8 protein-coding genes and 1 tRNA gene are annotated in these 12,975 nt (G+C 72.4%); 6 read left to right on the plus strand and 3 right to left on the minus strand.

Annotated features, from left to right (window positions below):
- Window positions 1-308: 308 nt before the first annotated feature.
- The 6 genes from ABD946_RS37745 (at window position 309) to ABD946_RS37770 (ending at window position 7,463) form a co-directional block, all read left to right on the plus strand.
- Window positions 309-2,033, plus strand: a complete 1,725-nt coding sequence (locus ABD946_RS37745) for an ABC transporter permease (RefSeq protein WP_345290271.1) — start codon at window positions 309-311, stop codon at window positions 2,031-2,033.
- 26 nt (window positions 2,034-2,059) lie between these two features.
- Window positions 2,060-3,421 carry an ABC transporter ATP-binding protein gene (locus tag ABD946_RS37750; protein ID WP_345290272.1) on the plus strand — a complete coding sequence of 454 codons (1,362 nt, stop codon included), beginning with the start codon at window positions 2,060-2,062 and terminating at the stop codon, window positions 3,419-3,421.
- Window positions 3,422-3,821: 400 nt separating this feature from the next.
- Window positions 3,822-4,691, plus strand: a complete 870-nt coding sequence (locus tag ABD946_RS37755) for an acyl-CoA thioesterase (protein WP_345290273.1) — start codon at window positions 3,822-3,824, stop codon at window positions 4,689-4,691.
- Window positions 4,692-4,963: 272 nt separating this feature from the next.
- On the plus strand, window positions 4,964-5,752 hold the full coding sequence (locus tag ABD946_RS37760; protein WP_345290274.1) for a DUF1684 domain-containing protein: 789 nt from the start codon (window positions 4,964-4,966) through the stop codon (window positions 5,750-5,752).
- Window positions 5,753-5,853: 101 nt separating this feature from the next.
- Window positions 5,854-7,248: an MFS transporter gene (locus tag ABD946_RS37765; RefSeq protein ID WP_380149915.1), complete on the plus strand. Its 1,395-nt coding sequence runs from the start codon at window positions 5,854-5,856 to the stop codon at window positions 7,246-7,248.
- A 138-nt stretch (window positions 7,249-7,386) separates the two neighbouring features.
- Window positions 7,387-7,463: transfer RNA gene (locus tag ABD946_RS37770), tRNA-Pro, on the plus strand.
- Window positions 7,464-7,747: 284 nt separating this feature from the next.
- On the opposite strand, the gene ABD946_RS37775 is transcribed toward ABD946_RS37770, so the two are convergent.
- The 3 genes from ABD946_RS37775 to ABD946_RS37785 form a co-directional block, all read right to left on the minus strand.
- Window positions 7,748-9,019: a tyrosine-type recombinase/integrase gene (locus ABD946_RS37775; protein ID WP_345290275.1), complete on the minus strand. Its 1,272-nt coding sequence runs from the start codon at window positions 9,017-9,019 to the stop codon at window positions 7,748-7,750.
- A 409-nt stretch (window positions 9,020-9,428) separates the two neighbouring features.
- The gene (locus tag ABD946_RS37780; RefSeq protein ID WP_345290276.1) at window positions 9,429-10,352 is read right to left on the minus strand and encodes an MOSC domain-containing protein; all 924 of its coding nucleotides are present in this window, start codon (window positions 10,350-10,352) and stop codon (window positions 9,429-9,431) included.
- A gap of 138 nt (window positions 10,353-10,490) precedes the next feature.
- Window positions 10,491-12,905, minus strand: coding sequence for a glycoside hydrolase family 2 protein (locus ABD946_RS37785; RefSeq protein WP_345290277.1), 2,415 nt, complete (start codon window positions 12,903-12,905; stop codon window positions 10,491-10,493).
- Between the last annotated feature and the right edge of the window lie 70 nt (window positions 12,906-12,975).

A 12,975-nucleotide genomic window follows, 5' to 3' on the forward strand; every position in this document is an offset into this window, starting at 1 on the left:
GGCCCCGGGGCGCTGCGGCGCGCTGCGCGCCACGCCCGGGTGGACAAGGCATTTGCCCATCGGGGTGGGCCCGGGGCAGACTCGACGGGACGGACCGGCACGGGCCTCACGCCCTGCCGTGCACACCCACCCGTGTCGACGAGCGATCCCGTCGGCGGACGATCCCGAGGGGAGGCAAGCCATGCGCAACGAACCGCCCAGTCCCGGCTTCCTCCCCGTCGCTCACTGATCGTTTCCCGTAGCACCCCGCACCTCCGCGCCCGCGCCCCGTCGGCGCGCGCCCCGGTGCGGGCGGAGGTCGTTCCGCCATGTCGTTCTTCCGTACCCCCGCTCCGTCCACCCGCCGCCGCTTCTCGCTGACCGACGTCACCGTCGCGGCCGGCGTGCTGCTGCTGTTCTACGCCGCACTGCGCGTGGGACACGGCACCACCGTCTCCTTCACGCCGGGCGAGAAGCTCGGCATCGACACCGATCCGGCCCGGCTGCCGTACTACGCGGCGCGCAGCCTGCTGCGGATGTTCGCCGCACTGGCCGCCGCCGTGGTCTTCACCTTCGTCTTCGCCTACGCCGCCGCGCGCAGCCGACGGCTCGGCAAGGTGCTGGTCCCGGCCCTGGACATCCTCCAGTCGGTGCCGGTGCTCGGCTTCCTGACCGTGGCGGTGACCGGCTTCCTGGCACTCTTCCCCGGCTCGATGCTCGGGCCGGAGTGCGCGGCCGTGTTCGCCGTCTTCACCTCGCAGGCCTGGAACATGACCTTCGCGTTCCACCGCTCGCTGACCTCGCTGCCGCGCGAACTCGACGAGCTGTCACGGTCGTTCGGCTTCACGCGGTGGATGCGGTTCTGGAAGGTCGAGCTGCCCTCCGGGACGATCGACCTGGTCTGGAACGGCATGATGAGCTTCGGCGGCGGCTGGTTCTTCCTGGTCGCCTCCGAGATGATCGCCATCGGCGGCCAGGACTACGCCCTGCCGGGCGTCGGCTCCTACGCCGGGGCCGCGATCGCCGAGGGCGACCTGGGCAAGGTCGGCTGGGCGGTGCTCGCGATGGCCGTGATGGTGACCGGGGTGAACTTCCTCTTCTGGCGCCCGCTCACCGCCTGGGCCGAGCGCTTCAAGAACGAGCAGTCGGGCAGCCGCGAGCCGCAGCGCTCGGCCGTCCTGGAGCTGCTGCGCCGCTCCAACTGGCCTGCACTGCTGGGTCGTTGGCTTCGACCGGTGGGGCAGTTCTGCTCCCGGGCCGGGCGGGTGTTCGGCGTCGACGACCGGCCGCTGCGGGTCGCCCCGACGCGCCGCCGGGCCGGGGACCTGGCCTTCGGCGTGGTCACCGGCAGTCTGATCGCCTGGGGCCTCTACGACCTCGGCTCCTACCTGCACCGGAGCACCGGGCTGAGCGTGCTCGGCGAGCCGCTGCTGCTCGGACTGGCCACCCTGGCCCGGGTGGTGGTGCTGGTGGCGGCCGCGACGGTGGTCTGGGTGCCGGTCGGCGTGTGGATCGGCGGCTCGCCGAGGCTGACCCGGATCGCCCAGCCGGTGGTCCAGGTGCTCGCCTCCTTCCCCGCCAACTTCCTCTTCCCGCTGGCGGTCTGGTTCTTCCTCAGGACCGGCCTGTCGCTGGACGTCGGCGGCGTGCTGCTGATGGCGCTCGGCGCCCAGTGGTACATCCTCTTCAACACCATCGCCGGGGCGATGGCCATCCCCGCCGACCTGCGCGAGGCGATGGACGACCTGGGCGTCCGCGGCGTCCGGCGCTGGCGGCGGCTGATCCTCCCGGCCGTCTTCCCCTCCTACGTCACCGGCGGCATCACCGCCTCGGGCGGCGCCTGGAACGCCTCGATCGTCTCCGAGGTGGTCACCTTCGGCGCCACCACCCTCACCGCGACCGGCCTCGGCGCGTACATCGCGCAGGCCACCTCGGCCGGGGACTTCCCGCGCCTGCTGGCCGGGGTCGCCGTGATGAGCCTGTACGTGATCGTGCTCAACCGCGTGGTCTGGCAGCCGCTGCACCGGCTCGCCCGGGTCCGCTACGCCCTCTGAACCCCGCTTTCCGCTTGGAGCTTCCGATGAACCTCAACCTGCTGCGTCCGCGCCGTCCCACCACTGCCCCGGCTCCGGCCACCGATAGTGAACTCCTGCTCGAAGCAGTCGAGTTGACCAAGACCTACGCCGGCTCCGACGGCGATCTGCCCGTGCTCGGCGGCATCGACCTGGAGATCCGGGCCGGCGAGGTCGTCGCCCTGCTCGGCCGCTCCGGCTCGGGCAAGTCCACCCTGCTGCGCTGCCTGGCCGGGCTGATCGCCCCCAGCTCCGGCAGCGTCCACTACCGGGGCACCCCGCTGAACGGGGCCAACCCCGGGACGGCGATGGTGTTCCAGACCTTCGCCCTGCTGCCCTGGCTGACGGTGCAGCAGAACGTCGAACTCGGCCTGGAGGCGAGGGGGTCGGCGGCGGGCGAGCGGGCCGAGGCCGCCCGCCGGGCCATCGACCTGGTCGGCCTGGACGGCTTCGAGGCCGCCTACCCCAAGGAGCTCTCCGGCGGCATGCGCCAACGGGTCGGCTTCGCACGGGCGTTGGTGGTCGAGCCGGACGTGCTGATGATGGACGAGCCGTTCTCCGCCCTGGACGTGCTGACCGCCGAGAACCTGCGCGGCGAGCTGATGGAGCTCTGGGAGTCCGGCACCTTCCCCACCCGGGCGATGGTCCTGGTCACCCACAACATCGAGGAGGCCGTCCTGATGGCCGACCGGGTGGTCGTGCTCGGCTCCCGGCCGTACGGCACCGTCCGCGCCGTCTTCGAGCCCGGCGCCGAACTCGGCCCCGGCCGCTCCCGCGACCGCGGCTCCGCCGCCTTCCAGTCCCTGGTCGACCAGGTCTACCGGACCCTCACCGGCCGCGACGCCGCCGTCCCCTCCCCCGCCCTCGCCCTCGCCGAGCCCGCTCCGCGCACCACCGCCAACACCCCGCTCCCGTCGGCGGGCGTCGACGGCCTCTCCGGGCTCGCCGAACTGGTCGCCCACGCGGGCGGGCGCTGCGACCTCGCCGACCTCGCCGACGACCTCGGCCTGGAGGCGGACGACCTGCTCCCGCTGGTCGACGCCCTCGACCTGCTCGGCTTCGCCGCCGTCGACGGCGACTCGCTCCGCCTCACCGAGCACGGCAGCGCCTTCGCCGCCGCCACCGTCCAGACCTCCAAGGCCCTGTTCGCCACCGCCGCGATCACCGTCCCGCTGATCCGCCTGATCAGCGCCAGCCTCCGCCAGTCCCCCGACGGCACCCTCCGGGCCGGCTTCTTCCGCGACCTCCTCGCCCACCACTACACCCGCGAGCAGACCGACCGGCAGCTCGCCACCGCCACCGACTGGGGCCGGTACGCCGAACTCTTCACCTACACCGCCGACCGCGAGGAGTACCGGCTGGAGCCCTGACCCTCCGTCACCCCCTGAGGCCGTCCGCGACCGCCGCCACCTGCTCCGGCGTGAGCGGACGACCCGCCAGGAGGAGGGTCCACTGCCGGCGCCCGTCCCGCCAACGCTCCAGGTACGTCGCCGGGCCGTCGCCACCCGGACGGGCGGTGCTGTGCACTCGCCGGGCCGGGGCCAGGCACCGGACGGCCGCCCCGGCGCCCCGGCGCCCCGGCGCCCGGCTGCCCCGCTGCCCCACTGCCCCACTGCCCCACTGCCCCACTGCCCACGGGAGCTGACACCGGGTGGGCGGGAATGGCGGGTGGGTGTGCAGACTTCTCGGTAGAACGTACGGAGTTCCGGCCCGGTACGCGTGCCGCGGTGCGCGGACGAGGCGGGCCGGGCGAGAGAGGACTGGTGACCCATGGGCACCCCCGTCGACCAGCTGGTGGACCTGCTCGACCTGGAGCAGATCGAGCTCAACATATTCCGGGGACGCAGCCCGGAGGAGGCCCTGCAGCGGACCTTCGGCGGCCAGGTGGCGGGCCAGGCCCTGGTGGCGGCGGGGCGCACGGTGGACGGCGACCGCCCCGTGCACTCGCTGCACGCCTACTTCCTGCGCCCCGGTGTGCCCGGCGTGCCGATCGTCTACCAGGTGGACCGGATCCGCGACGGCCGCTCGTTCACCACCCGCCGGGTGCTCGGCATCCAGCAGGGCCGCAGCATCTTCGCCCTGACCGCCGACTTCCACGTCCCCGAGGAGGGCGGGATCGAGCACCAGGAGGCGATGCCGGTCGTGCCCGGGCCGGAGGAGGTGCCGAGCGCGCTGGACGAGGTGGGCCAGAAGCTGGGTGAGCTGCCCCCCTTCATCAGCCGCCGCCAGCCCTTCGACATCCGGTACGTGGACCGGCTGCGCTGGAGCAAGGAGGAGCTGGTCGGGGTCGAGCCGCGCAGCGGGGTCTGGCTGAAGACCAACGGCGCGCTGCCCGACGACCCGCTGATCCACGTCTGCGCGCTCACCTACGCCAGCGACATGACCCTGCTGGACGCCGTCCGGGCCCCGGTCGAGCCGCTCTGGGGCGTGCGGAACTTCGACATGGCCTCGCTGGACCACGCGATGTGGTTCCACCGGCCGTTCCGCGCCGACGAGTGGCTGCTGTACCAGCAGGAGTCCCCGATCGCGCACGGCGCGCGCGGGCTGGCGCGGGGTCAGATCTACGACCGGAGCGGGCAGCTGGTGGTGTCGGTGATGCAGGAGGGCCTGTTCCGTCCGCTCGCGAGCCGCAAGGCCTGACGGGGCGGGAGTGTTGCACGACGGTTCGGCAGTGTTGCCGGCCGTCACGCGCCGTTGCGGAACCATGTCGATCACGCACGGCCGGAAGACCCGGGGTACGGTTCGCGTTCGACCTTGAGCACGGGCCTGAGCTTGCTTGGGCTCGAGCACGAGCACGAACACGAGCACGAGAGCCGTACCCCGGCGCTCCGGCCACTCCCGGACCCGGGCCACGTCCCCGGCGCCCGCCCGTATCCCGGGCCGGGCCCGGCGATCCGAGGGAGGAAGCCGACATGACCGACACCGCCGCCCAGGAGTGGGAGCACTGGACGGAGCGCCGCGCCGCGAGCGTCAGCGCCCCGCACGGCGCGCTCGCCCTCACCGGCACCCACTGGCTGGAGCCCGAGCCCGCCGAGGTGCCCGGCCTGCCCGGCCGCTGGTGGGCCGCGGACGGGGCGGTGCACGTCGAGGCGACCGCCGCTGACGGACTGTCCGTCGAGGGCGCCGGGGGCGGGCCGGTGGACGGCGTCCGCCGCCTCACCCCCGACACCTCCCCCGGCGCCGACCTGCTGACGCTCGGTGAGGTGCTGCTCGTCCCGATCGAGCGCGAGGGCGAGCTCGCGCTGCGGGTCTTCGACCCGGAGTCGGAGGGCCGCCTCGGCTTCGCCGGGATCTCCGCGTTCCCGTACTCGCCGGACTGGGCCGTGCCCGCCGTCTTCACCCCGTTCGACCAGGACGAGGACGTCCTGGTGGAGAACGCGGACGGCCGCGAGCGCCCGCTCGCCACCAGCGGCCAGATCGCCTTCCAGCTGGCCGGCGAACCGCACACCCTCACCGTCGGCCGCTCCGGCGACCAGCTCAGCGGCGTGATCGCGGACGCCGGCAGCGGCCGGGAGAGCTACCGCTTCCGCTTCATCACCCTGCCCGCCCCCGACGAGGAGGGCCGCACCGTGCTCGACCTCAACCGGGCCTACCTGCCGCCGTGCGCCTTCGCCGACCACTTCATCTGCCCGTTCCCGCCGCCGGGGAACCGGCTGCCGCTGGTGGTCGAGGCGGGCGAGAAGCAGGTCCTGACGAAGTAGCGGCGGGTTCGCGGGCCCGCCCGGGTGCTGCCTGGGCGCTACCTGCGGGCCTCGTCACACCGGCGAAATCCGTTCGTCCACGGGCTGCGGGGTAGGTGAGGATGAAGCGCGTGTCGACGCATCCCACCTCCTCGCAGTCCGTGCCCCCGCCGCCCGACGAACCGTCGGCGCCTGACGGACCGTCCGCGCCCGGCCGACCGAGCGCTGCCGTCACCGCCGAGACTGCCGCCCCGGGACGGTGGCAACGGCTGCGGCGGTCCGCCTTCGCCGACCTCAGCCCGCTGCGCGAGCACCCCGACTACCGGCGGCTGTGGACCGGCCAGGCGGTCTCCGCCATCGGCCAGCAGATGACCGCGGTGGCGGTCTCGGTCCAGGTCTTCCAGCTCACCGAATCCACCTTCGCCACCGGCCTGGTCGGCCTCTTCTCCCTCGTCCCGCTGGTCGTGCTCGGCCTCTTCGGCGGGGCCATCGCCGACACCGTCGACCGCCGCCTGCTCGGCCTCTTCGGCTCCGCCGGACTGGCCGTCACCTCGGCCGTGCTCGCCGTCCAGGCCCTGCTCGACCTCCGCTCAGTGCCCCTGCTCTACGCGATGGTCGCCGTCCAGGCCGGCTTCTTCGCCCTCAGCTCCCCGGCCCGCTCGGCCATGATCCCCCGACTGGTGCCGTCCCATCAGCTCCCGGCCGCCAACGCCCTCGGCAGCATGAGCATGAACCTCGGCACCACCGTCGGCCCGCTGGTCGGCGGCCTCCTGATCGGCACCCTCGGCGTCCAGTCCGCCTACCTCGTCGACACCGTCGCCTTCAGCGGCGTCCTCTACGCGATGTGGCGACTCCCCGCGATGCTCCCCGGCGACGGCACCACCGCGTCCGGCACGGCGAAGAAGCGCGCCTCCGTCCTCGACGGCCTCCGCTTCCTGCGCAGCCGCCCCAACCTCCGCACCAGCTTCGTCGCCGACCTCATAGCGATGATCCTCGCCTCACCCCGTGCCCTCTTCCCCGCGATCGCCGTCGGCGTCTACCACGGCGGCCCCGGTACGGTCGGCCTGCTGGTCACCGCCGCCGCGGCCGGCGCCCTCACCGGCGCGCTGTTCTCCGGCTGGGTCTCCCGGGTCCACCGCCACGGCACCGCCATCATCGCCGGAGTCGCCGCCTGGGGCCTCGCCATCGCCGCCTTCGGCCTCACCACCCACCTCTGGCTCGGCCTGCTCGCCCTCGCCGCCGCCGGAGCCGCCGACTCGGTCAGCATGATCTTCCGCAACACCATCCTCCAGGTCGGAGCCCCCGACGACATGCGCGGCCGACTCCAAGGCGTCTTCATCGTCGTCGTCGCCGGCGGCCCCCGCCTCGGCGACTTCTTCGCCGGCACCACCGCCTCCCTCACCTCCACCACCACCGCCCTCCTCATCGGCGGCCTCGCCTGCATCGCCGCCGTCCTCCTCCTCGCCGCCCTCCGCCCCGCCTTCCTCCACTACGACGCCCGCCACCCCACCCCCTGACCTGCACGGCACCACCACCGCCGTCCCCGGAAACCTGGCAGCGAGCACCCCTCCGCGTGCTGTATTGTTTTCCACGTCGCCGGGACACCGGGGACGAGGTCGGAGAGCAGAAGCCGCAAGGCCGAAGCATTCGGACCACGGGACGTGGCGCAGCTTGGTAGCGCACTTGACTGGGGGTCAAGGGGTCGCAGGTTCAAATCCTGTCGTCCCGACCAGCGTTTACGCAGGTCGGAGGCCGTTTCCACCGAATGGTGGGAGCGGCCTTTTCGTATGGGTGGTCGTCCAGTGGTCGTTCACCGGCGCGGGCCGCGGCGTGTGGCTTTGGGGTCGAGCTGAGAGATCATCAGCTGCCTTGTGCTTTCGCCGCGTTGCGAGCGGGCATGGGCATGCCCGATCAGCCCCGCTCAGCCCCGTCGCGGAGCTTCTCTCCCCCTCAGTCGCTGATTGTCACCACCCTCGGTGTGCGGTACTGCTGCGGCCCTCGATCACTGATGGGTATTCACGCGGCTCGCTGGTACGCGCTCTGATGCTGCGTCGGTTTCCGACCGGACCGTCCCTTCGCCCTCCGGCGCCGGTTGCGGCGCCGTTCTTCGCGTTTGAGGGCGTTCGCGATGGCGTCGACGGCTTGGTGGGCGGCCTTGCGGGTGAGGTGGGCGTAGATGTTGGCGGTGGTGGAGTAGGTGGAGTGCCGGGCGGTCTTGGAGACGATGGTCATCTCGACGCCTTCGTCGAGGGCGGTGGTGACGGCGAAGTGGCGCAGGTCGTGGACGGTGCAGTCGGGCAGGCCGGCGGCGCGGGCGATCTGGTGGAAGTGGTTGAGGACGTACTCGGGGTGCAGGGGGCTGCCGTCGTCGTGGTGGAAGACGAAGCCGTCGAGGGCGGCGGGGTCGGCTTCCTTGCGCAGGCGGAGCAGGAGCTGTCGGGCTCTGGGTGAGAGGGCGACCCATTGCCGGCTGGCCTGGGTCTTGGGGGTGGTCATGCAGAGCTGGTTGTTGTCGATGGCGGACAGGGTCCAGCGGACGTAGATGAGTGCGGGGTGGAGGAGGACGTCGTGCCAGTGGAGGGCGAGGGCTTCGCCCTTGCGCAAGCCGGTGCAGACGATCAGCTCGATCAGGTCCGCGAACTTCGGGTCGACCGCGCGGCAGTAGCGCAGGAACGTGACGACCTGGGCGACCGTCCAGATGGTTCGCTCCTCCGAGTGCGGCCTGGGGATGATCGTGGGGCGTGCGACGTTGGCGGGCAGGCGATGGGTGCGCTTGGCCTCGCCGAGGGCGGAGGAGAGGGTAGCGAGGATGTGCCAGACGGTGGAACGGCCCCGGCCGGCGGCGAGTTGGGCGCGGGCGTAGGCGAGGAGGTGCTCGTAGGCGAGGTCGTCCAGCGCGATCGCACCGAGCGCGGGGATCAGGTCGTGGTGGACGTAGTCGCGGTAGCGGACCCAGGTGGTGGGCTTGAGGGTGAGCTCCTTCGCCGCCAGCCAGGTGGTCAGGTACTCGGCCACCGTCTGGTTCGGGTCGGCGTTGACGCCGAGGCGCCGGCCGGCCTGGTAGCGGCGCAGCGCGTCGCGGGCGTCTGCTTCGGTGGGGAATCCGCCGCGGCGCACCGTGCGGTTGTGCCCGCCGGGGACGGCGGGCGGGAGCTCGAGGGCGAACGTCCAGGTCCCGTGGGAGGGTTCAGCAATGAGGCGGGGGCAGTGGGTGCCGAGCTGGTGGCGCTGCTGGTCGCGGCAGCCGCAGCGGCGGTAGACACGTCCCACCGCGAGGTGGGCACGCATGAGGATCACCTTCAGGCAGGCGGGTGCGGTGAGCGGCACCACCATCCTGCTCCGGCCGTGCACGGCGGTCCAGGGGCACGACCACAACCCGACCACCACTCCCCCAAAACCGCCGCTGGCCTGCGGTGATCCCTTGACTTGTGCCCAAGTGCGGGTGCCAGGCTTGGTACAAACGCCTGTGGTGGCCTGCAGCTGATGGCCTGGCGGCCGAGGCGCCCGCACGGCAGATACGGAGGGTGACCTAGGGCGGCCGATGCTCCGTCGGGCTGCGGTCGGGCCCCGCAGTCCGATGGACGTTGGGCAGGACCTCTTGGGGTCTGGGATGGGATCACCCCGGGCGCCGCGGGCACTCGCCCGGGGCTTTGGTTCGCTGTCCGGGGAGCTGATCGGTTGTGGGCCGAACGTGACCTCAGCGGGTCGTGGTGTCCGGGGCCGCGTGCTCGGTCTGTCCTGTTGGGCCGTGGGCTCGTGGTCGTGTCGCCAGGACTGTGATCTCGTCGCCGAGCCGCACGGTGCCCAGGCGGTCGCCGCGCAGGCCCTCGGGCCGTTCCGGGATCATGCTCAGTCCGAAGGCGAGCGTGTTGCCGTACCGGTGGTGGCGCGCGAGCGCGCGGAGCGGGCGGGCTCCTCGGCGTTCGCCGGTCTCCTGGTCGAGGGTGATCACCACGCACCGCCCGCAGAGTTCGGCGGTGCGGAAGACCACGTCGCCCACCTTGATCCGGTGCCAGGTGTCCTCCTCCCACGGCTCGGTGCCGGTGACGACGAGGTTGGGGCGGAAGCGGCTCATCGGCAGCGGCTCGGCCTGCGGCTCTGACGTCGGGTGGTCCTGGGCGAGATGGTGGTTGAGGGCGGCCAGTGATGCGGTGGTGGTCAGGTGCACCGGGTAGCCGTCGACCATGCTGGTGCTGGCGTCAGGTGGTCCTTCATCGAGATGGATGATGCGGCTGGTGGCGGGGGCGGCCAGGTGCAGCAGGCGGACGTCGCCGAGGCGCTCGCGGAACCACGCTTGGACCTCCTTGGTGTTCTCCACGGCGGGGAAGATGGTTCCGAAGAGGATGCCTCGTGCTGCCCGGCCTGCGTGGGCGTGCGGTGAAGGCACTCGGATGTGCGCGCCCACGGGGTCGGTGACGGTCAGTGAGCCGTCGGGGTGCGGCTCGGTGCGGTACCGGGCGAGGACGGGGTTGTCGTGCTGGGTCACGGCCCGGCCGGTCGGGTCCGCGAGCATCCAACGGCGGTCTCCGGCGAGGCCCCAGGGCTGGACCTCGGCAGTGTCCGGGCTGTGGCGGTAGGTCGATTTGACGGGGTAGACGTGGAGGGCGGTCAGCTGGGGCATGTCCCCGTCCTGCGGGTCGGCGGTGAGGGGCCGGGGGCGAGACGGCTCGCAGCTGCGGGGCGGTGGGCGCCGGGCGGCAACGAGCCGTCTTCGGTCGGGCGGTGGTCCGGGTCATGACGGCGGGTCAGCCGGACGTGGTCACGTGGGCTGCACGCAGTACAGGGCGGTGCGGGCGCTGTCAGCGTCGGTGCCGGGTGCGCCGGTGATCCGGATCCGGGCCTGCTCGCCCGCGAGCAGCGTCAGCAGGCCCTGGTCGGCGACCGCGTCGGGTGCCAGCCGGTCCGCTTGCAGGAGCAGGTCGCGGACGAGGGTGTGGGCGGTGACGACGACGTCGAGGGCGTTGTCGTCACCGTCGACCGGCTCGACGGTGACGTCGAACTCGGGCTGCCCGTAGTCGAATTCCTTGTCGGTCGCCGGGAAGTGCACCGCGCGCAGGCCGTCGGCGTCGGCGGCCAGGAACTCCTTGGTCGAGCCGGTCGCCGGGGTCAGCGCACCCGGTACGGGCAGGCGCAGCACCGAGCGGGCTTCGACGGTCACCGGGATGTCGGTGGTCGTGGTGGTGGTGCCGTCGGCGGAGACCCGGCGCAGGGTGACGACGGTGTTCCAGAGCTGGGCCGCTTGGTTGGCGAGGGCGAGGGTGGGGGTGGCCTCGTCGTCGGTGTTCGGCTGGAGGGTGACGAGCCGGTCGGCGAAGACCCGGCGCAGTTCGTACCAGAGGGGCTTGAGCCGGCCGTCGCCGTCGATGGCGGCCCAGGAGGAGACCGGCCAGCAGTCGTTGAGCTGCCAGACGACGGTGCCCGCGCAGCGGGGCCAGTGGGAGCGCCAGTGTTCGATGCCGGCGGAGACGGCGCGGGCCTGGATGACCTGGGTGAGGTAGTGCCAGCGGTCGAAGTCGACGGGGAGGTCGAAGTGGCGGGCGACGCCGCGGTCGAGCTTGCCGTTGCCGTCCTCGGCCTTCTGGTGGTGGAGCATGCCGGGCGAGTCGGCGGCGAGGGTCTCGGTGGGCAGGGCGCGGCGCAGGGTGGCGTGGGCGGGCGGGGCCTGCCAGCCGAACTCGGCGACGAAGCGGGGGACGGTGGCGCGGTACTCGGCGTAGTCCTGACGGTTCCACACCTCCCAGGAGTGGTGGGTGCCGTGGTCGACGTCGTTGGGGTGGTGGTCCCAACTACCGGACCAGGGGCTGCCGGCCGTGTAGGGGCGGGTGGGGTCGAGTTCGGCGACGATGCGGGGCAGGATGCCGAGGTAGTAGCCCTCGCCCCAGGAGTCGGTGGCGAGGTCCTCCTCCCAGCCCCAGTCGCGGAAGCCCCAGAGGTTCTCGTTGTTGCCGTTCCACAGCACGAGGGAGGGGTGGGGCATGAGGCGGGCGACGTTCTCGCGGGCCTCGGCCTCGATCTCGCCGCGCAGGGGCTGCTCCTCGGGGTAGGCGGCGCAGGCGAAGAGGAAGTCCTGCCAGACCATCAGGCCGAGTTCGTCGCAGGTGTCGTAGAAGGCTTCGTTCTCGTAGATGCCGCCGCCCCAGATCCGCACGAGGTCGATGTTGGCCTCGGCGGCGCGGGTGAGGCGGTCCTTGTAGCGTTCGCGCGTGACCCGGGTGACCAGGGTGTCGTCGGGGATCCAGTTGACGCCGCGGACGAAGAGGCGCACGCCGTTGACGACCAGGGTGAAGCCGCTGCCGTGTTCGTCGGCGGAGGTGTCGAGTTCGACGGTGCGGAAGCCGATGCGGCGCTGCCAGGTGTCGAGCGGGCCCTGTGCGTCGGCGAGCGTGACGTCGAGGTCATGGAGGGCTTGGTCGCCGTAGCCGCGCGGCCACCAGAGGGTGGCGTCGGGGACCTCCAGGACGAGGACGGTGGTGTCCTGGCCGGCCGGGACGGTGACGGTGGCGGTGTGCTCGCCGATGGTGGCGGTGGCGGTGAGATCGCGGCTCGCGCCGGTGGTGGTGCGTTCGAGGTCGAGGTGGAGTTCGACGGTGCCGGTGGTGCCGGTGACGGTGGTGTGGGGGCGGACGCGGGCCAGTCGGGCGGTGCTCCACCGCTCGATCCTGACGGGCCGCCATATCCCGGCGGTGGGCAGGGTCGGGCCCCAGTCCCAGCCGAAGCTGCTGGCCATCTTGCGGATGTACTGGAAGGGCTCGGGGTAGACGTTGGGGCGGTCGCCGACCAGGGCGCGCACGCGCTCGGCCTCGCGGTAGGCGCTGGTGAAGTGGACCGCCAGCTCACCGGTGAGGCCGGTGGCGTCGAAGCGGTAACTGCGGTGCATGTTGCGGGTGTTGCCGAGTTCGGTTCCGCCGTAGGTGATGGTGGCGGCGGTGTCGAGGCCGTCGAAAACCAGGTCGGTGCGCTCGTGCGGGGTGCCGTGGGCGGGCAGGTCCAGGGTGTAGGTCCAGTCCTGGCGGCCGACCCAGGCGACCTTGGTCTCGTTGGTCTCCAGGAACGGGTCCGGGATGAGGCCGGCGGCGAGCAGGTCGGTGTGGACGCAGCCGGGCACGACGGCGGGCAGCTGGTTCCCCGCGTGGTGCAGGGTCCAGCCCTGGTCGAGCTGGGTGACGTCCTTCATCGTGCGGCTCCATTCGCTGCGGGGTGGTTCCGGGGCTGGCGGGAGCAACCGTAGCCCGCCGCACCACTCT

Source organism: Kitasatospora albolonga (genome assembly GCF_039535905.1).
Classification (GTDB): domain Bacteria; phylum Actinomycetota; class Actinomycetes; order Streptomycetales; family Streptomycetaceae; genus Kitasatospora; species Kitasatospora albolonga.

Excerpts from the sequence above, each read along its gene's own strand:
- ABD946_RS37745 (WP_345290271.1), top strand. The coding sequence starts at position 309 with ATGTCGTTCTTCCGTACCCCCGCTCCGTCCACCCGCCGCCGCTTCTCG.
- ABD946_RS37750 (WP_345290272.1), top strand. The coding sequence starts at position 2,060 with ATGAACCTCAACCTGCTGCGTCCGCGCCGTCCCACCACTGCCCCGGCT.
- ABD946_RS37755 (WP_345290273.1), top strand. The coding sequence starts at position 3,822 with ATGGGCACCCCCGTCGACCAGCTGGTGGACCTGCTCGACCTGGAGCAG.
- ABD946_RS37760 (WP_345290274.1), top strand. The coding sequence starts at position 4,964 with ATGACCGACACCGCCGCCCAGGAGTGGGAGCACTGGACGGAGCGCCGC.
- ABD946_RS37765 (WP_380149915.1), top strand. The coding sequence starts at position 5,854 with ATGAAGCGCGTGTCGACGCATCCCACCTCCTCGCAGTCCGTGCCCCCG.
- ABD946_RS37775 (WP_345290275.1), bottom strand. The coding sequence starts at position 9,019 with ATGCGTGCCCACCTCGCGGTGGGACGTGTCTACCGCCGCTGCGGCTGC.
- ABD946_RS37780 (WP_345290276.1), bottom strand. The coding sequence starts at position 10,352 with ATGCCCCAGCTGACCGCCCTCCACGTCTACCCCGTCAAATCGACCTAC.
- ABD946_RS37785 (WP_345290277.1), bottom strand. The coding sequence starts at position 12,905 with ATGAAGGACGTCACCCAGCTCGACCAGGGCTGGACCCTGCACCACGCG.